Source organism: Curtobacterium sp. MCBA15_005 (assembly GCF_001864855.1).
In the GTDB taxonomy this organism is placed as follows: domain Bacteria; phylum Actinomycetota; class Actinomycetes; order Actinomycetales; family Microbacteriaceae; genus Curtobacterium; species Curtobacterium flaccumfaciens.
Genome location: NZ_MJGL01000056.1, coordinates 149210 through 167029 on the forward strand (window position 1 = coordinate 149210; position 17820 = coordinate 167029).

Sequence of the window (17820 nt, forward strand, 5' to 3'; positions counted from 1 at the left end):
GTGCCCGGGTCCGTACCGGGGTCTGTGCCGGTGCCGGTGCCGGGGGTGGTGCTGGTGCCGTCACCGACGATGCCGATCCCGTTGCCGCCGATGGTGATCGGCAGGCTGATCACCGGGGTGACCTGGGTGCCGGAGAGCAGGCCGCCGTCGCCGGAGGTCGAACCGCCGGTCGTCGGGGTCGTGGTGCCGGTGGCCGGAGCCGTCGTGCCGCCGGTGCTCGTGCCGTCGCCGAGGACGCCGATGCCGTTGCCACCGATCGTCACCGGGACGTCGACGACCGGGGACACCTGCGTGCCCGAGGCCGTGCCGTCCGAACCCGAGGTCGAACCACCGGCCGCCGGAGCGGTCCCGGTCCCCGTGCCCGCGGCGGGCGCTGTGCCCGTCGAGGTGCCCGTCCCGAGCAGTCCGATGCCGTTGTCCGCCGCCGTGACCGGGATCGAGATCACCGGGGACACCTGCGTGCCCGAGGCCGTGCCGTCCGAACCCGAGGTCGAACCACCGGCCGCCGGTGCAGTCCCGGTCGCGGTACCCGAGCCCGCGGCGGGCGTCGTGCCCGTCGCGGTCCCGTCACCGAGGACGCCGATGCCGTTCCCACCGATCGTCACCGGGACGTCGACCAGGCCGGTCACCTGGGTGCCGGAGAGCAGTCCGTCGGTGCCCGAGGTGCTGGGTGCCGACGGTGCTTCGGCAGCCGGCGCCGGAGTGGTCGCCGCCGGGGCGGTCGACGTCGAGGTGCCGTCGCCGAGGACGCCGATCCCGTTGCCGGCCACCGTCACGGGGACGGTCACGGTCGGGGCGACCTGGGTGCCGGAAGCCGTGCCGTCCTCGCCCGAGGTGCTCGGAGCGGAAGTGGCAGGGGCGGCAGGCGCCGGAGCCGGAGCCGGTGCCGGTGCCGGTGCCGCAGGCGTCGGAGCTGCCGCGGGTGCGGCGGCCGAGACGGCGTCACCGGCGACGGCCACGGCGTTGCCGGCGACCGTCACCGGTGCCGCGACGTCCGGCACCACCTGGGTGCCCGAGAGTGTGCCGTCCTCGCCCGAGGTGCTGGGGGCAGGAGCGGTCGTAGCCGGAGCCGGAGCGGCGGGCGTGGACCCGGTCGCCGTCGACACTGCGTCGCCGAGCACGGCGATCGCGTTGCCGCCGAGGGACACCGGGGCGTCCACGGCGGGGGCCACCTGGGTGCCCGAGACGATGCCGTCGGCACCGGATGTCGTGGCCGCGTTCGCCGCAGCCGTGCCGCCGAGCGTGAGCCCGCCGACGAAGAGGGCGAACCAGAGCCCTCTGGAGACGTACTTGTTCATGGTCGTACTCCCTGATCGAGATCGTCACCGACCGCGGACGCAGCCGGGATGTGTGCGTGCCTGCCGTGGCGGACAGGCGCACCGATCTCAGTCAGGGGCGACGTCGTGCTCGCCGACGACGGATGCGGGGACCGCGTCGTCGGAGAGCGTGCCGCGAGACCCCGCGGCGAGGGAGACGACGTCGTCGGTCGAGCCGACGATGCCGACGGCTGCTGCGCCGCCGGAGGTCGAGGAGGCACTGCCGCCGAGCACACCGGCGTCGGCCCCGTCGAACGGGAGCCCGTGGCCCTCGCCGTCCGCGGGGACGAGCAGCGCGCGCCCACCGAGGGTCGCGTCCTGCGCCTCGACGGCCGCGGCGAGCGGGCCGACCGTGACCGTCGTGGCGACTGCGGCGACCGGCTCCGACGGGCGAAGCCCGGCGGAGCGAGGGCCCAGGGCATCGGCCGCGACGGCGCGTGCGGGCGCCGAGGTGCCCTGCACGGGGACCGTTCCGGGCCGGACGGGGGCGTTCGCGACCGGCACCGACGGGACGGGCCCGGCGGACGGGTTCGAACCGCCGCCCACCGGGAGCGCGGGGACGTCGACGACGGGGGCCGTGCCTCCTGGCAGGGTGCCGCCGACGGACGGGACGACGCTCTCGACCACGTCGGGGACGGCGCCCACGGTCGTGCCGACCGAGCCGAGCGTGTCGTCGACGAGGCCCGTGACCGGGCCGGTGACGGTGCCGAGGGTGTCGTCGCCGAGGACCGTGCCGACCACCGGGACGCTGCCGACCACGTCGTCGACGGTGTCGACGACGGCGGTCACGGGGCGCGTGTCGGTGATGCGTTCCACGGTGCCGGTGACAGGGCGCAGGACGTTCGCGACGGTGTCGGTGACCGGCCGGGAGGCACTGGTCACCTGGTCGACGACCTGTCGCACCGGGCGCGTGGCCGCGCCGGCCGCGGGGGCGGTCGTGGTGGGCGCGGCAGCCGGGGTGGTCGCGGCCGGAGCGGGGCTCGACGGCGCGGCGGGGGGCGCGGGAGCCGGGGCAGGTGCGGGCGCCGCGGGCACCGGAGCGGGTGCGGGCGCGTGGGCCGGAGCGGGCGCGGGCGCGTGGGCCGGAGCGGGCGCAGCAGGAGCAGGTGCGGGTGCGGGTGCGGGTGCCACGGCCTTGCGGACGGGAGCCGTCACGCCGCCGACGACCTTGCCGACCTCGCCGGTCACGCCCTGCACGGTGCCACCGACGCCGTCCACGACGCTGCCGACGAGGCCGCGCTGCTCGGTCGGGACGGCCGAGGTCGTCGCGGCGGAGGCCGGTCGCGCGCCGAGCAGCAGGGACAGCAGCACGAGGGCGGCGAGGGTCCCGACGCCCAGCAGGACGATACGGAGTGCGGCGCGCCAGGGTGCGCGCAACGGGTGGTCCATGCGCTCACCTCCCGATCTCGGCTGCGCACGTAGAGTGGTTGACCGGCAATGTACGCCGATCCGGTCCGGAACACACCCTGTTTCGGAAGAAATTCTCAGGAAGGGCCGTCCGTGGTCTCGATCTTCAACGCTCCGACCCGCAACCTGGACATCGTCACGCTGCACGAGATCCTGCGGCTCCGCCAGGACGTCTTCGTCGTCGAGCAGGAAGCCGCGTACGGCGACATCGACGGCCGTGACCTCGAGCCGGGCACCGTGCAGTTCTGGGCCGGCAACGGTTCGGTGGACGCGACGCTCCGCCTGCTCCGCGAGCCCGACGGCACCGAGCGCATCGGCCGGGTCGCCACCGCGAAGCACGCCCGCGGCCAGGGACTCGGCGCGCAGCTCATGGAGGCCGCGATCGCCGAGTCCCGCTCGCCGAGCATCACCCTCGGTGCCCAGTCGCACCTGGAGCAGTGGTACGGCCGCTTCGGCTTCGTGCGCTCGGGCGACGAGTACCTGGAGGACCGCATCCCGCACATCCCGATGACCCGGAAGCGCTGACCCGGGTTCCGCGCGTCAGGCCCGCCAGCGCCGCAGTTCGTCGAACGAGCGGCCCTGGGTGGCCCGGTCGGCGACGAGGCGTTCGAACACGATGTTCGTCTGCGTCGTCGCCACCGAGGGGTCGCCGCTGAGTTCGTCGGCGACGAAGTCGCGGAGCTGCTCGGTCGACTCGCACGCGATGTGCACGAGGAAGTCCTTGTCCCCCGCCAGGAACGACACGTCCTGCACGACGGGCACCCGCAGCAGGCGCTTGGCGAAGTCCCGCAGTTCGTGGCGGGCCGCGGCGTGCACCCGGACGGACACCATCGCCTCGATCGAGAACCCGAGCCGGGCGACGTCCACCTCGGCCCGGTAGCCGCGGATCACCCCGGCGTCCTCGAGCGCGCGGACCCGTGCCAGGCAGGTCGACGGCGCGATGCCGACGGCGGCGGCGAGCCGGTTGTTCGGGATCCGGGCGTCGGCCGACAGGGTCCAGAGGATGCGCTCGTCGACCTCGTCGAGGCGCGGAGCGGGGTCGGGGCGACGTGCGGGACGGTCGGACACGGCTCGACGCTACCGCGGCGGCGCGAGCAGGGCGCGGAGGGCGTCCTCGAGCGCGGCCGACACGACAGCGTCGTCGGCGGATGCCAGCGGTTCCACCGCGGTGGACTGACGGAGCATCGACATCCCGAGCACCACCGCCAGCGCGATCTCGGCACGGACGAGCAGTTCCTCGGACCCCGCGCCGCCGACCGTGCCCGCGAGCCGTTCGGCGTACCGGCGCAGCGTCTCCCGGCGGATGGCATCGGCACCGTCGTCGCCGGAGGACCGGAGCAGGAGCATGAGCTGCAGGGAGTCGTCGTCGGTCGGGGCGCGCACGATGTGCGTGATGATCCCGGTCAGCGCCCGTTCGAGGCCCTGCTGGCTCGTCTCCTCGGCCCCCAGGTCGCGGACTACCCGGTCGAGGCAGGCGCGGAAGAGCCCCTCCTTCGAGCCGAAGTACCGATTGATGAGGGCGACGTTCACCCCGGCGTCCCCGGCGATGTCGCGCACCGTCGTCCCGCGGTACCCGTCGAAGGCGAACCGACGCCGGGAGGCCTGCACGAGCAGGAGTCGGGTGGCCGCGGCGTCCTTGCTCATGGAGCGCAGCCTATCGGTCCTCACAGGGATGTAAGCAAGCGTTGACATGCTCACCCGAGCGCGTACGCTCGTCATGTCAGCAATTGTTTACATCGACGACCACGACGACACGGAGCACGATGACCGACACCATGCAGAGCCCACGGACCGGCTCGCACCCCACCACCGACGGACGCCGGCCGAACAGCACGGCGATCATCGTCTACCTGTCCCTCGGCGGCCTGTCCTTCGCCGTCCTGCAGTCGCTCGTCGCCCCGGCACTGTCGACCATCGGGCAGGACCTCGGCGCCTCCACCAGTGCGACGAGCTGGGTGCTCACCGCCTACCTGCTCTCCGCCTCGGTGCTCACGCCGATCCTCGGTCGCCTCGGCGACATGATCGGCAAGCGCAAGGTCCTGATCGTGGTGTTGTCGATCCTGCTCGTCGGCGCCGTGCTCGCCGCCCTCGCACCGAACCTCGGCGTCCTGATCGTCGGACGGGCGCTGCAGGGTGCCGCCGGAGCCGTGATGCCGCTGTCGATCGGCATCGTGCGTGACGAGCTGCCGAAGGAGAAGGTCAGCGTCACGATCGGCCTGCTGTCCGCGATCTTCGGCATCGGTGCCGGCGTCGGCATCGTCGCCGCCGGACCCATCGTCGAGCACCTGTCGTGGCACTGGCTGTTCTGGCTCCCCGCCGTGCTCGTCGTCATCGCACTGCTCGGCGCCGTCTTCGGCATGCCGGAGTCCCCGGTGCGGAAGCCCGGCCGCCTGGACATGGCCGGCACGTTCGTCCTGGCGGTGTCGCTCGTCGCGATCCTGCTCGCCGTCAGCGAGGGCGAGACCTGGGGCTGGGGCGACGGCAAGACCATCGGCCTGCTGGTCCTCGGCGCCGTCGCACTGGTCGTGTTCGTCCTCGTCGAGCTCCGGGTCGCCGAGCCGCTCATCGACGTCCGGCTCTTCGCGGTCCGCGGGGTCTGGACCGCCCACGTCGTCGCACTCGTCTTCGGGTTCGCGATGTTCGGCACCTTCGTCCTCGTGCCGACGCTCCTGCAGCTCCCGACGGCGCTCGGCTACGGCTTCGGCAAGGACGTCACCCAGGCCGGTCTCTTCCTGCTGCCGACCGTCGTGATGATGGTCGTCGCCGGGCCCATCGCGGGCATCCTGGTGCGCAAGGTCGGCCCGAAGCCGCCGATGCTCATCGGCGGGTTCGCCATCGTCGCCGCGTTCGTGCTGCCCGCGATCGCACACGCCGAGCTGTGGCAGGTGGTGGCCTCCGGCGTCCTGACTGGCATCGGCATCGGCATGGCCCTCGCCGCCTGCTCGAACGCGATCATCGAGAGCGTCCCCGCGAACCAGACTGGTGAGGCCATCAGCGCCAACACGGTCGTCCGCACCATCGGCTCGAGCGTCGGCACCGCCGTCATCGCAGCGCTGATCACCTCGCACAGCACGCCGCAGGGACTGCCGACCGACGACGCGTTCACCATCGGGTTCTGGGCGTGCACCGGCGTGGCGGTCGTGGCCGTGCTCGCCGCGCTCGCCGCGCCGTCGATGCGCGCCCGCCGCGCAGCGGCCGCCGCCCGTGGGATCGACGACCTCGAGGAGGTCACCGAGTAGGGCCCTGGTCCCGACCACCCGGGAGGCCCGTCCAGCGTCGTCGACGCGGGACGGGCCTCCCGTCCGTCGCACAACCTGGGAACGCACCGGGCGCATACGAGCCGGCGTGACGATCATCGGACCAGTCGCGTCCCGTCAGGGGACGCGGACCGCCGCGCCCGGACAGGAGACCCCATGAGCAGCACCGACCACGACGACACCACCGCTCCCGGACGGCCGTCGTTCCGCGACACGGTGACCGCCGGACTCGTGCAGAAGGCCCTCGAGCCGGTGCTGCGGGCCGTCCGCGACGAGGTCGCCTCGGCGCGGCGCGAGATCGGCGAGCGCGCGAGCGGTGCGAAGACCGGGCTGGTGCTCACCGGGGTGGCCGTCGGGTTCGCCGTGACCACCCTGGTCGCACTTGCCGGCTTCGCGGTGGCGCTGCTCGCCCTGGCGCTGCCGCTGTGGGCGGCGACCGGGATCACGTTCGTCGTGTTCGCGATCGTGACCGCGATCCTGTTCGTCGTCGGCCTGCGTGGGATCCGGCGGGGTGTGCCGCCGGTGCCGAAGGACACGATCCAGGCGGCGAAGCAGCGGGTGACGCACGCGGATGCCCGGGCGGACGGCGCCGCGCGCGACTGACGGACTCGACGGACCGGCTGCGGGGGGCGCGACCGCCGGCGCGGGCTCCGCTACATCGCCAGGGTCATGCCGACCACGGCGACGGTCATCGCGAAGACCTCGCCGCTGCGGACGGCCCGCCGGTCCTCACGGCCCCACTCGTACCGGAGCAGCCAGCCGCTGAACGCGCAGTAGCCGATCACGCCGGCGCCGAGCACCGCGGACAGGGCGATGCCGTGCCCGGCGTGGTCGCCGGCGACGCCCGAGGCGTGACCCATCAGCAGCATCCCGGCCATCACGACGGCGGAGAGCGCACGGTGGACGTCCATCGGCTCCGCGCGGCGACCGTCGGCGCGGCGGCGACGCATCACGGGCAACGGCGCGAGCAGGAGCAGGAGGGTCGCGGCGAACAGGGTCCACACCGCACCGGCGTCGACGACGGGCATGAGCATCGCGACGAGCATCACGCCCGCCGGCACGATCACGCCCGGGCGCGGTCGGTAGCGGTCACCGACGATGCAGCACACCGACGCGAACTGCGGCACGACGAGCATGGCGTCGGCGACGGTCTCGTGCACGTGGGGCGTCCTCGGTGCGGCGGAGTGGTGCGGGGTGGGGTCAGTCCTCGGCGCGGGCAGCGGCCTTGGCGGCGCGCTCCTGCTTCACGCGGGCGTTCTCGGCGTGCACGGCGGCCTGCGTCGCACGCTCACGGACGAGCCACTCGGGCTTCTGCTCGAGCAGCGTCTTGATGTCCGCCGTCGTCAGTGCGTCGTCGATCCCCGCACGGCTCAGGCCGGAGATGGAGATCCCGAGCTTCTGCGCCACGACGGGTCGCGGGTGCGGGCCGTCGCGTCGGAGGTCCTCGAGCCAGGTCGGGGGTTCGGTCCGGAGCTCGTCGAAGGCGGTCCGCGTGAGGGGAGCGCTCTGGAAGGACTCCGGAGCGGCCGTCAGCAAGATGCCGAGCTTCTTCGCAGCCGTCTCGGGCTTCATGGTCTGTTCCTGCGCCATGAGGACAAGGGTACGGCCCCTATGCTCGTCTGCATGACCGCGGCTCTCACCATCGCCTTCGTGCCGGGGGTCTCCCCCGCAAAGTGGGCCCGTGTCTGGCGGGAACGCTTCCCCTCCGTCGAGCTCCGGCTGCGGCCGATCGGCGCCGACGACGTCGACGACACGCTGGCGGGCGAGGCCGACATGGTCTTCGCACGCATGCCCGTGTCCGAGCAGCACAACGCCATCCCGCTCTGGACCGAGACGGCCGTCGTCGCGATGCCCAAGGACTCCCCCCTCGCCGAACTCGCCGAGGTCGACCTCGCCGACGCCGAGGTCCACGTGATCGACGCCGGCCCGGTTCCGGCCGACATCGACGGTTCGCTCGACCTGGTCGAGGCGAACGTCGGCGTCGTCGTGCTCCCCCAGTCGCTGTTCCGCGCCGCCAGCCGCAAGGACCTGGTGGGTCGTCCGCTCATGAACGCCGAGGGCACGCGCATCGCACTGGTCTGGCGGGACGAGGACGCCACCGAGACCACCGAGGAGTTCATCGGCGTGGTGCGCGGGCGGACCGCCAACAGTTCGCGCCAGCCGGGAGGCACGGATCGCGACGACGACGACGGCTCGCGTCCGGCTCGTGGCGGCGCCAAGGCCGGGTCGGCTGCCAAGGGCTCGTCCGGTGGGTCGGGCGGGTCACGCGGGTCAGGCGCGCCGGGCTCCAAGGGCGGCTCCGCCGGCGCCGGCGGCAAGGCCAAGGCCAAGTCGCCCGGCAGCGGGAAGTCCGGCAGCGGCAAGAAGTCGAACACCGGCAAGGGACCCACGCCGGGTCGCGGCAAGATGCGCGGCAAGCCGAGCCGGGGCTCCAAGGGCAACCGATGACGGACACGCGGCTGGCACCGATGCCGGCCACGCGCCTCCCGGCCTGGCTCCGGCGCACGATGGCCGAGTACGTCGAGGCACGGATGCAGGCGGGCGAGACCCGCGAGCAGGCCGAGGCGAACGAACAGCAGTCGCGGGACCGTTGGTTCCCGGGCGGGTCTCCCGCCGACGGGCACCTCGTGTGGGACGTCATCGACCAGGACGACACCGTCATCGGGTACCTGTGGATCGGACCGCTCACGCCGGGCAGCACCGATTGGTGGGTGTTCAACGTCGAGATCGACGAGGCGCACCGGCGCCGCGGGCACGCGCGTCGGGCGCTCGAACTCGGGCACCGCGCCGCCGCTGAGAACGGTGCGACGAGCATCGGGCTGAACGTGTTCGGCTACAACACCGGGGCGCAGGAGCTCTACGCGGCGCTCGGGTACCAGGTGACGTCGGCGCAGATGCGGAAGCCGCTGGTCTAGCCCGCGCGGCGGCCGCGCGACTGCGGCGGCGGCGGCTGCGGCTGACGCCGGCGGCTCGGGTCCGCCCGGTCACAACACCCCGCGTGCATGGCCCCGGGCGGTCACGAAGTGTCGACCGGCCGCGCCCGGATCGACGTGTCGTGACCACTCGGCGGAGGCCAGCGGGGATTCGTGACCGTCCGAAGGTCCGCGTCAGCGCAGGACGGCTGCGGCGGCGCGGGTCACCCTCGCGCCGCGCGATTCCTCGGCTGCTGCGCGGGCCCGGGTGACGACGACGGCGTCTGCGCGTTCAGCCGATCCGTGGTCGAACGGCGGTTGCGGGTCGTACTCGATCTGCAACTGGATCGCCTCGGCCGCGGACTGTCCGGCGAGCTCGGCCGCGAGCCACAACGCCATGTCGATGCCCGCGCTCACGCCGGCGGCGGTGACGACGGCGCCGTCCCGGGCGATCCGGGCGTCCACCGGCTGCGCTCCGAAGGCCTCGAGCATCGGCTTCGAGGCCCAGTGGGTGGTCGCGCGTCTGCCGGCGAGCAGCCCGGCGGCGCCGAGCACGAAGGCACCGGTGCACACCGAGGTGATCCACGTCGCGTGCTCGGCCTGACGCCGCACGAAGGCCACGACGTCCGGGTCGAGCATCGCGTCGAAGGCACCGTCACCACCGGGCACCACGAGCACGTCCGCCGCTCGGGCATCGCTCATCGTGGTCGTCGGGAGGAGTGACAGGCCACAGTCACTCGGCACCGGGTCGAGCGTCGCCGCCACGTACTCGACGCGTGCGCCGGGCACGCGGCTGAGGACCTGCGCCGGACCGGTCAGGTCGAGCTGGGTCAGGTGCGGGAACAGCAGGAACGCGATCCGGATGTCGTCGGCCATGTCGCGACCATAGTCCCGGCGTTCCCGTTCCCGTTCCCGTTCTCGCTGGCTGCCCGTCAGCTCCAGACGCCGGAGGTCCCGCGCCGGTGGCTGCCCATCAGGTGGGTGTCGACGATGCCGAGCGCTTCCATCAGGGCGTACATCGTGGTCGGTCCGACGAAGGCGAAGCCGCGCTTCCGCAGCGCCTTCGACAGGGCGAGGGACTCGTCCGACTTCGTCGGGACCTCCGCGGAGGACCGCGGCTCGGGCGTGGTCGCCGGCCGGAACGACCACACGAAGTCGGCGAGCCCACCGTCCTGCCGCAGGGCGATCGTGGCGTTCGCGTTGGTGATCGTCGCGAGGATCTTCGCGCGGTTCCGGACGATCCCGGCGTCGGCCATCAGCCGTGCGACGTCGTCCTCGCCGAAGGCCGCGACGGTGTCGGCGTCGAAGTCGGCGAAGGCGGTACGGAACGCCGGTCGTTTCGCGAGGATCGTGCGCCACGACAGACCGGACTGGAACGCCTCGAGCGAGAGCCGCTCGAACACCCCGCGTTCGTCGCGGACGGGCATGCCCCACTCGGTGTCGTAGTACTCGCGCAGGAGCTCGTCCGACGACGCCCAGACCGGCCGGGCGAGGCCGTCGTCGCCGGTGACGAGGTCGGGCACGGACGGGGCGTCGACGGGCTCGGTGCTCATGCGTCCATCCTGGCGGGCGCCGCCGACAGCGCCTGGCTCACTCGGCGGGCGGGCCGTCCTGCGTCGCCTGCTCGTCCATCCAGACGTACTCCCAGCGGTGTCCGTCCGGGTCGGTGAAGCTCCGCTGGTACATGAAGCCGAGGTCCATCTCCGGCCGGTCCTCGGTGCCGCCGGCAGCGACCGCGGCGTCGACGATGCGGTGGACGTCCTCCTTCGACGGGGCGCTGAGCGAGTTGATGACCTCGATCGTGTCGGCGTCGGCGATCGTCTTGTCGGTGAACTCGGCGAACTTCGCCGTCGTCAGGATCATCACGGAGATCGATCCGGACACCACCACGCACGCCGCGGTGTCGTCGCTGAAGGCCGGGTTGATCGAGTACCCGAGCGCCTCGTAGAACGCCTTCGAGCGCTCGAGGTCCGTGACGGGCAGGTTGATGAAGACCATCGTGTCCATGGCGGTTCCTTTCGTCACGCTCAACCTGGACCCACCTGGAGCAGCGCGCAACCGTTTCGTGGGGGAACCAACCGGTACACAATATGCTGGCGTGATGCGGGCCTACGTGGACGAGTCAGAACCGGGTGGTGGGCGGGACCACACCGCGTACGTCCTCGCCGCGGTGATCATGCGGATCAACGGCGAGGAAGAAGCTCGCGAGGCGGTTCGACGGGCGACCCCTCGGCGCATGCGGAAGCTGCACTGGTACGAGGCACTGCCAGCTCAGCGCATCTCGTGGCTCGATCTCCTCCGGCGTGCGGTGACCGTCATCGTGGTCCGGTACGACGGCGCCGTGGCACGGACGGAACGTCGGCGAAGACGGTGTATCGAACGCCTCGTGCACGAACTCGAGCTGCGGAAGGTCGGCCACGTGGTCCTCGAGACGCGCGGACCCGCCCGGGACAAGGATGACCGGGCGATGTTCGATGCGCTCCGCGATCGTGGAGTCGGTCATGGAGTGCGGTTCGAGCACCTCAACCCGTCCGAAGAGCCGCTCCTCGCGTTGGCCGACATCGCCTGCGGGGCTCATGTTGCCGGCCTCGCCGGGGATCACGGACTGACGAGCCCGATCCTGGTTTCCTGACGCACGCCCCCGAAAGCGCAAATCCTCGGGCCCGCGCTGGCTGCAGGACATCCGAGGATCACTTTCGACCGAGCAGCACCCGATCGACATATCAATGCTACCCGCCGTGCTCGGCTCCGGTCAAGGCGTGCGCAGCCCAGGCCGGAAACGACGAAGTCGCTGTCGTCCGACAGCGACTTCGTCGTTCTGCGTCAGGCCGGGGAAGCCCGACCCGAGCGGCCTCAGGCCAGCTCGCGTCCCTCGCCCGCGGCACGCTGGTGCGACTCGGCCTCGGCCTGGCCGATGATGTCCTCGGCGGGCACCGGGTTCAGGCGGTCCCAGAGGAAGAACAGGCCGCCGCCGATGAGCAGCGAGATCCCGACCCACAGGTTGATGTGGATCCCGCCGGTCTTCTCGGGGTCGGTGTTCCAGTGCACGATCCCGACGATGGTCGTGATCACGCCGTAGAGCACGAACAGGCCGCCGAGGATGCGGCGCAGGTCGAGTCGGCGGGTGGAGCGGACGAGGGCTGCCTTCTGCTCCTCGGTCATCGCGCCGGGGGTGGTGGTGTCACTCATGAGAAGTGGTCTCCTTCGCGGATCAGAGGAACGGGAGGTACAGGACGACGCACAGCACGAGCGCGACGGTGCCGAGCAGGGCGGGCGAGCGGTACCAGGCGGTGTCCGTCGCGACCGAGTCGCCGTGCAGGTCGATCTTGCCGACGCCGTAGACGAGCCCACCGAGCTCCTTCTCGTCCTTCGGCTTGGTGAGCATCGAGACGACGAAGCCGACGATCAGCACGGTGACGAACGAGATGATCGCGCCGTACAGGGTCTCCGCGGTCGCGGTGGCGAACAGGTCCGGGTTCACCAGGTAGGCGATCCAGGTGATCGTCGGGGTCACGATGCCGAGGACGTAGCCCCAGAGCGCACCCTGCGTCGTCATGCGCTTCCACAGCAGGCCGAGGATGAACACGGCGAACAGCGGTGCGTTGAAGAACGAGAACAGCGTCTGCATGTACGTCATGATGTTCGACGCCTGGGCCGCGATGAACGCGGTCGCGATGCCGACCACGACGCCGACGACGGTGACCCAGCGGCCGGTCTTCAGGTAGTGCAGGTCGGGCATGTTCGGGCGGATGTAGCGCTGCCAGATGTCGTAGGTGAAGACGGTGTTGAACGACGAGACGTTCGCCGCCATACCGGCCATGAAGGACGCCAGCAGACCGGTCACCGCGATGCCGAGCACACCGGTCGGCAGGTACATCTGGATGAGCTTCGGGATCGCGTCGTTGTAGGTCAGCGTGCCGTCGGCGAACTGGTTGCCCACCACGGCCGCTGCGATGAGGCCCGGGATCACGACGATGGCCGGGATGAAGAGCTTCGGGATCGCGGCGATGAGCGGGGTGCGGCGGGCCGCGGACATGTTCTTCGCCGAGAACGCGCGCTGCACCTCGGTGAAGTTCGTGGTCCAGTAGCCGAACCCGAGCACGAAGCCCAGGCCGAGCACGATGGCGAGCCAGTTGGCGCCGATCGGGTTGGTGACGTCGCCGAAGCCGGTGCCGGCCCAGGCCTGCAGGTGCTGCACGCCCTGGGTCTCGGTGATGGCCTTCGACAGGCCGTCCCAGCCGCCGACGCGGTGCAGACCGACGATCGTCAGCGGGATGAGCCCCGCGATGATCACGAAGAACTGCATGACCTCGTTGTAGATCGCGCTCGAGAGCCCGCCGAGGGTGATGTAGACGAGCACGAAACCGGCGGAGACGATGATCGCCAGCCACTCCGGCCAGCCGAGCATGGCCTCGATGACGATGGCCATCGCGTAGAGGTTGATGCCCGCGATGAGCACGTTCGACACCGCGAACGCGATCGCGTTCACCAGGTGCGGCGCCTTGCCGAAGCGGCGCAGCATGAACTCCGGCACGGAGCGCACCTTCGAGCCGTAGTAGAACGGCATCATCACGAGGCCGAGGAACACCATCGCGGGCACGGCGCCGACGAGGTAGTAGTGCAGGGTGGCCATGCCGATCTGGGCACCGTTGGCCGCCATGCCGAGGATCTCGGTCGCACCGAGGTTCGCGGACACGAACGCCAGGCCCGTGATCCACGCCGGCATCGAGCGCCCGGACAGGAAGAAGTCCATGCTCGTCCGGACCTGCTTGCGGGCGGTGAACCCGATCCCGATGACGACCGCGAAGTACACGATGATCATCAGGTAGTCGACCCAGCCCAAGTCGAGCCGGATCCCTTCGTTCGCTGCAGCGAGAACCATTCACATCTCCACGTCAGTGTGTTGCAGTCGACAACTCTGCCGACCCGGACGGAGACGTTACACCGAATTGTGACCGTTCACATAGCCAGCGCATGCATCGTCCGAGCCGCGCAGCGCTCCCCTGGTTCGCTACGCTCGGCCCATGACCGACGCGTCGCGCATCCTCGTCCTCAACGGCCCGAACCTCGACATCCTCGGGCGCCGCGACCCGGAGCAGTACGGCACCGTGACGCTCGCCGAGATCGAGGCGATCGTGCACACCGAGGCGGCCGTGCACGGGCTCGAGGCCGACTTCCGCCAGACGAACCGCGAGGGCGAGCTGGTCGAGTGGCTGCACGAGGCCCTCGACGACTTCGCCGCGGTCGTCATCAACCCCGCCGCCTACGCGCACACCTCGGTCGCGCTGCACGACGCGGTGGAGGCCCTGTGGGTCCCCGTCGTCGAGGTGCACCTGTCGAACACGTGGAAGCGCGAGCCGTTCCGCCACGTCGACCACGTCGCCACCGCCGCGACGGCGGTCATCGCCGGCGCGGGCGCCGACGGCTACCGCCTGGCGGTCGCGCACGTCGCGTCCCTGCTCGGCTGAGCCACGGACTGGGCCCACGCCGCCGGTACCGGCGACGCGCCGGCGGTCTCCGTGCGGTGCGGGCGGACTGGAGGCGCGTGGCGGCGTCGCCACGGGCCTCCAGTCCGCCATCTGGTCACGCTGGGTCGCGCCCGTTCCTTCCCATGGCACGCGCGATGCAAGGTGGTTCCGGGCGTACCTGATGAGAAGTTCCGACCCGGTACGCCCGGAAGCACCAGGTACGCCCGGAAGAGCCGGGCGCGGGCACGCTGATCAGAACTCGGCGGGCCGCCGCACGTCGTTCAGGCCGGCGGTGGCGAAGCCGCCGCGGATGAGCGGCACGGCCCGGCGCACGGCCTGGTCGATGCGGAGCTCCAGGTCGACGCTCGCGATGTCGTAGCCACCCTCGCGCTTGGTGAAGTCCCGCTCGTTCCCGAACACCCCGAGCGGCAGGGTGGTGGACTGGAAGAACCCGAACAGCGGGCGCATCTGGTGCTCGACGAGCAGGGCGTGCCGGTCGCTGCCACCGGTGGCGGTCAGGAGCACCGGGGTGTCGACGAGGTCGTACTGGCCGACCCAGTCGAAGAACAGCTTGAAGGCACCGGAGTAGGCCGCCCGGAAGGCCGGGCTGCCGACGACGAGCACGTCCGCGGCCTCCACCGTCTCGAGGGCCCGGCGCGTGCGGTCGGACATCGTCTCGCGACCCGAGGCCGCGCCGAGGTCGGCCAGCAGCGGGCCGATCTCGATCGTCTCGGTCCGGGCGCCGTCGATCTCCTCGGCCAACCGAGCCACCGTCGCCGCGACCAGGGTCGAGGTCCGCGAGGGGTCCGATGGGCTGCCACTGACGCCGACGACCAGTTCTCCGCTCATGCGGTCGATGCTCACACGCTGCCGGGGCGAGCGGCACGTTCGTGACGACATGTGTCGGGTGCCAGTCGGTCGGGGTAGCGTCCGCGCCATGCAGACCTTCCTGCCGTACGCCGACTTCCGGGCATCCGCCGAGGTCCTCGACGACCGGCGGCTCGGCAAGCAGCGGGTCGAGACACTGCAGGTGATGCGCGCGCTGACGCTCCCCGACTACGGCTGGCAGCACCACCCGGTGACGGCGATGTGGCGCGGCTACCGTCCGGCGCTGATGGCGTACCAGGAGGCCACTTGCCGCGTCTGGGCCGAGCGCGGGTACGCCGACACGTGTCTCGAGAAGACCCTGCTCGACCTGGGCCGTGTGCCGGAGGACCTGGCGGCGTACGAGCGCGGCGACGTGCCGATCCCGCCGTGGAACGACGACGAGGCCCTGCACGTCTCGCACCGGTCGAAGCTCGTGCAGAAGGCGCCGGAGCACTACCGGGAGCTGTTCCCCGACGTGCCGGACGACCTGGACTACGTCTGGCCGGGGACCCCCGAGCCGGCGACGCACACCGTCTGAGGGTCAGGCGACCGCCAGACCGTCAGGCGACCGCCAGCCCGTCAGGCGACCGCCAGCCCGTCAGGCGACCGGGATCCAGCGACCGCCCTCGCGCCGGGTGACGACGTCGGAGCGGATCTCGACCACGCTCCGCAGCCCGTCGACGGCGGCATCGCGGACGGCCGCGGCGACACGGTCGTCCTCGGCCTCGAAGCGCACGACCGCGCACGGGACGCCACGGAGCAGCCGGACGTCCTCGGCCTCGACCACGGCGTGTTCGCGCACCAGGGCGGCAGCGGCGGGCAGGACGGCGTCCGGTGCCGTGCCGGGCGCGAGGGCACCGATCGCCAGGGTCACGCGGTACGAGGGCATGCGACGACGCTACCGGGGAACCGGACCCCGCCGTGGGCTGCAGGGGAACCGACGCCGCTCAGGGGTGCGGACGTCGACCCACGGCGGGATCGCGGTGTACGGCGGGACACGACGACAGGGGGAACGTCGCGCCCCGCGCCGGACGTCGATCAGGGGGTCGACATCCGGTCTGGGTCCACCGCGCGGCTCGGTTCAGGGGAACCGCACGGTGGTGGACCTCAAGGGTGTTCGGTGTCCTCTCGGTACCGGTCCGTCTCGGTCGGTGCGGGCATCGACCGGTGGGCGGCGGCTGGCCGGACCATCGGGAGCAGGGCACTCCCGGCGGTCGCGAGCGCTCCGACCACGGCGATGATCCCGAGCGGGGCCGTGCCGAGGTCGTGCTGCGCTGCCAGGGCGAGCGCGACGAGGGTGGCCGGCGCCGGCAGGAGCTGCACCGCTCGGAAGCGGTCGTCCCGTCGTGTCCGGGTCATCATCGCGTTTGCCATGACGACACTCTGACGCAGATCGGTTGTCCGCAGAAGGGGGGACACGTACCCAGAGATGGAGTAGAACGTCTAGTACACCTCAGCCGAGGGCGCGGACGGTCGCCACGGCGTCGGCCACGGCCCCGACGACGGCCGGGACGTCGTCGGACGTCAGGGCCCCGTCGAACGTCAGGCGCAGCGCGGTGCGCGCCACGTCCTCGGGGATCCCGAGCGCCGTGAGCACGTGGGAGGCCTCGGTGCTGCCCGCGGCACAGGCGCTGCCCGACGACGACACCACGTCGCGCTGCTCGAGCTCGAGCAGGACGGTCTCGCCGTTGACGCCCGGGAAGCAGAACGACGCGTGCCCGGGCAGCCGGTGCTCCCGCGACCCGGTGACGAACGCGCCGGGGACCGCGGCGAGCACGCCGTCGAGCACCGCGTCGCGCACGGTGGTCGCGGTGCCCTCCCCCGACCGCACCGTCTCCGCCGCCAGCCCGAGGGCGGTCGCCACCGCCACGGCACCGGCCACGTCCTCGGTGCCGGACCGCCGCCCCCGCTCCTGTCCCCCGCCGTGCAGCAGCGGCTCGAGCGGGACGCCGGAGCGCACGGCGAGCACGCCGGTGCCCTTCGGGGCGCCGAGCTTGTGCCCCGACAACGACAGCGCGTCGACGCCCAGGGCCCCGAGACCGATCGGCAGCCAGGGCGCGGACTGCACGGCGTCGGTGTGGAACCGCGCCCCGACCTCGTGCGCCACCGCCGCCAGCGCCGGCACGTCCTGCACGGTGCCGATCTCGTTGTCGGCGTGCGCGATCGAGACGAGCGTGGTGTCCGCGCGGAGGGCCGCTCGCAGCACCGCCGGGTCGACGCGGCCGTCCGGCCCGACGGGCAGCACGGTGACGTCGAAGTCGTGGAAGCGGGCGAGGTACGCGCAGCTCTCCAGCACCGCCTCGTGCTCGATGGCGCTCGTGACGACGTGCCGACCGCGGGGCGCGGCGAGGGCGATCCCCTTGATCGCGGTGTTCGCCCCCTCGGTGCCGCCGGTGGTGAAGACGACCTCGGCGGGCCGGCACCCGAGCACCCCGGCGACGGCGGCCCGTGCGGCGGTGAGTCCCCGCGCGGCCTCGTCCCCGACGCCGTGCGTCGACGAGGGGTTGCCGAACACCCCCGTCAGGTAGGGCCACATCGCCTCGAGCACCTCGCGGCGGACCGGGGTGGTGGCGGCGCGGTCCAGGTAGAACAC

At 72.1% G+C, this 17820-nt stretch carries 23 protein-coding genes; 8 read left to right on the forward strand and 15 right to left on the reverse strand.

The annotated features are described in order from the left end of the window. Together BIU89_RS18675 and BIU89_RS18680 are read right to left on the reverse strand one after the other, a co-directional pair. On the reverse strand, positions 1–1298 hold a 1298-nt coding region (locus BIU89_RS18675), incomplete at its 3' end, for a hypothetical protein (RefSeq protein WP_071247481.1). An 87-nt stretch (positions 1299–1385) separates the two neighbouring features. After that, complete coding sequence (locus tag BIU89_RS18680; RefSeq protein ID WP_071247484.1) at positions 1386–2705, reverse strand: hypothetical protein; 1320 nt, start codon at positions 2703–2705, stop codon at positions 1386–1388. Positions 2706–2816: 111 nt separating this feature from the next. On the opposite strand from BIU89_RS18680, the gene BIU89_RS14380 reads away from it, so the two are divergent. Next, positions 2817–3248: a GNAT family N-acetyltransferase gene (locus BIU89_RS14380; protein WP_071247487.1), complete on the forward strand. Its 432-nt coding sequence runs from the start codon at positions 2817–2819 to the stop codon at positions 3246–3248. Between the two features lie 15 nt (positions 3249–3263). Here the strand turns inward: BIU89_RS14380 and BIU89_RS14385 are convergent, their stop codons facing one another. After that, positions 3264–3791 carry an Lrp/AsnC family transcriptional regulator gene (locus BIU89_RS14385; RefSeq protein ID WP_027466312.1) on the reverse strand — a complete coding sequence of 176 codons (528 nt, stop codon included), beginning with the start codon at positions 3789–3791 and terminating at the stop codon, positions 3264–3266. A gap of 9 nt (positions 3792–3800) precedes the next feature. Continuing rightward, complete coding sequence (locus BIU89_RS19060) at positions 3801–4367, reverse strand: TetR/AcrR family transcriptional regulator (protein ID WP_071247490.1); 567 nt, start codon at positions 4365–4367, stop codon at positions 3801–3803. A gap of 119 nt (positions 4368–4486) precedes the next feature. Here BIU89_RS19060 and BIU89_RS14395 point away from each other — a divergent pair, with 119 nt between their 5' ends. Beyond that, a complete protein-coding gene (locus BIU89_RS14395; protein WP_071247493.1) occupies positions 4487–5962 on the forward strand; it encodes an MFS transporter in 1476 nt (491 codons plus the stop codon). 174 nt (positions 5963–6136) lie between these two features. Beyond that, entirely contained in the window at positions 6137–6583 is a 447-nt protein-coding gene (locus BIU89_RS14400; protein WP_083404387.1) for a phage holin family protein, read from the forward strand. 50 nt (positions 6584–6633) lie between these two features. Here the strand turns inward: BIU89_RS14400 and BIU89_RS14405 are convergent, their stop codons facing one another. After that, a complete protein-coding gene (locus BIU89_RS14405) occupies positions 6634–7140 on the reverse strand; it encodes a hypothetical protein (RefSeq protein WP_017888550.1) in 507 nt (168 codons plus the stop codon). A 40-nt stretch (positions 7141–7180) separates the two neighbouring features. Continuing rightward, on the reverse strand, positions 7181–7570 hold the full coding sequence (locus tag BIU89_RS14410) for a DUF5997 family protein (protein ID WP_017888549.1): 390 nt from the start codon (positions 7568–7570) through the stop codon (positions 7181–7183). 33 nt (positions 7571–7603) lie between these two features. Between BIU89_RS14410 and BIU89_RS19065 the strand changes: the two genes are divergently transcribed. Then, positions 7604–8428 (forward strand): LysR family transcriptional regulator substrate-binding protein, encoded by an 825-nt coding sequence (locus BIU89_RS19065; protein WP_175475036.1) that lies wholly within the window; start codon positions 7604–7606, stop codon positions 8426–8428. After that, the gene (locus BIU89_RS14420; RefSeq protein WP_083404388.1) at positions 8425–8895 is read left to right on the forward strand and encodes a GNAT family N-acetyltransferase; all 471 of its coding nucleotides are present in this window, start codon (positions 8425–8427) and stop codon (positions 8893–8895) included. Before BIU89_RS19065 ends, BIU89_RS14420 begins: the two co-directional genes overlap by 4 nt. Before the next feature lie 192 nt (positions 8896–9087). Here BIU89_RS14420 and BIU89_RS14425 read toward each other — a convergent pair whose 3' ends face one another. Genes BIU89_RS14425 through BIU89_RS14435 form a run of 3 tightly spaced genes read right to left on the reverse strand, consistent with a single transcriptional unit; the run spans position 9088 to position 10899 of the window. Beyond that, positions 9088–9768 (reverse strand): DJ-1/PfpI family protein, encoded by a 681-nt coding sequence (locus BIU89_RS14425; RefSeq protein ID WP_071247503.1) that lies wholly within the window; start codon positions 9766–9768, stop codon positions 9088–9090. Positions 9769–9824: 56 nt separating this feature from the next. Further along, positions 9825–10445 carry a DNA-3-methyladenine glycosylase I gene (locus BIU89_RS14430; RefSeq protein ID WP_071247506.1) on the reverse strand — a complete coding sequence of 207 codons (621 nt, stop codon included), beginning with the start codon at positions 10443–10445 and terminating at the stop codon, positions 9825–9827. A gap of 37 nt (positions 10446–10482) precedes the next feature. After that, positions 10483–10899, reverse strand: coding sequence for a VOC family protein (locus BIU89_RS14435; protein ID WP_071247509.1), 417 nt, complete (start codon positions 10897–10899; stop codon positions 10483–10485). Here BIU89_RS14435 and BIU89_RS18250 point away from each other — a divergent pair. Further along, positions 10880–11524 carry a DUF3800 domain-containing protein gene (locus BIU89_RS18250; protein ID WP_139179221.1) on the forward strand — a complete coding sequence of 215 codons (645 nt, stop codon included), beginning with the start codon at positions 10880–10882 and terminating at the stop codon, positions 11522–11524. The genes BIU89_RS14435 and BIU89_RS18250 overlap by 20 nt on opposite strands. Positions 11525–11745: 221 nt before the next feature. Here BIU89_RS18250 and BIU89_RS14445 read toward each other — a convergent pair whose 3' ends face one another. Together BIU89_RS14445 and BIU89_RS14450 are read right to left on the reverse strand one after the other, a co-directional pair. Next, the gene (locus BIU89_RS14445) at positions 11746–12081 is read right to left on the reverse strand and encodes a hypothetical protein (RefSeq protein ID WP_071247515.1); all 336 of its coding nucleotides are present in this window, start codon (positions 12079–12081) and stop codon (positions 11746–11748) included. A gap of 22 nt (positions 12082–12103) precedes the next feature. Then, positions 12104–13774 (reverse strand): sodium:solute symporter family protein, encoded by a 1671-nt coding sequence (locus BIU89_RS14450; RefSeq protein WP_071247518.1) that lies wholly within the window; start codon positions 13772–13774, stop codon positions 12104–12106. 142 nt (positions 13775–13916) lie between these two features. Between BIU89_RS14450 and aroQ the strand changes: the two genes are divergently transcribed. Continuing rightward, positions 13917–14360: a type II 3-dehydroquinate dehydratase gene (aroQ, locus tag BIU89_RS14455; RefSeq protein ID WP_027466301.1), complete on the forward strand. Its 444-nt coding sequence runs from the start codon at positions 13917–13919 to the stop codon at positions 14358–14360. A gap of 252 nt (positions 14361–14612) precedes the next feature. Here aroQ and BIU89_RS14460 read toward each other — a convergent pair whose 3' ends face one another. After that, the gene (locus BIU89_RS14460) at positions 14613–15209 is read right to left on the reverse strand and encodes an NAD(P)H-dependent oxidoreductase (protein ID WP_042538253.1); all 597 of its coding nucleotides are present in this window, start codon (positions 15207–15209) and stop codon (positions 14613–14615) included. An 88-nt stretch (positions 15210–15297) separates the two neighbouring features. On the opposite strand from BIU89_RS14460, the gene BIU89_RS14465 reads away from it, so the two are divergent. After that, positions 15298–15765, forward strand: coding sequence for an MSMEG_6728 family protein (locus tag BIU89_RS14465; RefSeq protein ID WP_071247521.1), 468 nt, complete (start codon positions 15298–15300; stop codon positions 15763–15765). 60 nt (positions 15766–15825) lie between these two features. Here the strand turns inward: BIU89_RS14465 and BIU89_RS14470 are convergent, their stop codons facing one another. The 3 genes from BIU89_RS14470 to BIU89_RS14480 all read right to left on the reverse strand — a co-directional run bounded on the left by BIU89_RS14470 (position 15826) and on the right by BIU89_RS14480 (position 17820). Further along, positions 15826–16116, reverse strand: coding sequence for a hypothetical protein (locus BIU89_RS14470; RefSeq protein WP_071247526.1), 291 nt, complete (start codon positions 16114–16116; stop codon positions 15826–15828). A gap of 218 nt (positions 16117–16334) precedes the next feature. Further along, positions 16335–16601: a hypothetical protein gene (locus tag BIU89_RS14475; protein WP_111233264.1), complete on the reverse strand. Its 267-nt coding sequence runs from the start codon at positions 16599–16601 to the stop codon at positions 16335–16337. A 79-nt stretch (positions 16602–16680) separates the two neighbouring features. Further along, positions 16681–17820 (reverse strand): cysteine desulfurase family protein, encoded by a 1140-nt coding sequence (locus BIU89_RS14480; protein WP_071247532.1) that lies wholly within the window; start codon positions 17818–17820, stop codon positions 16681–16683.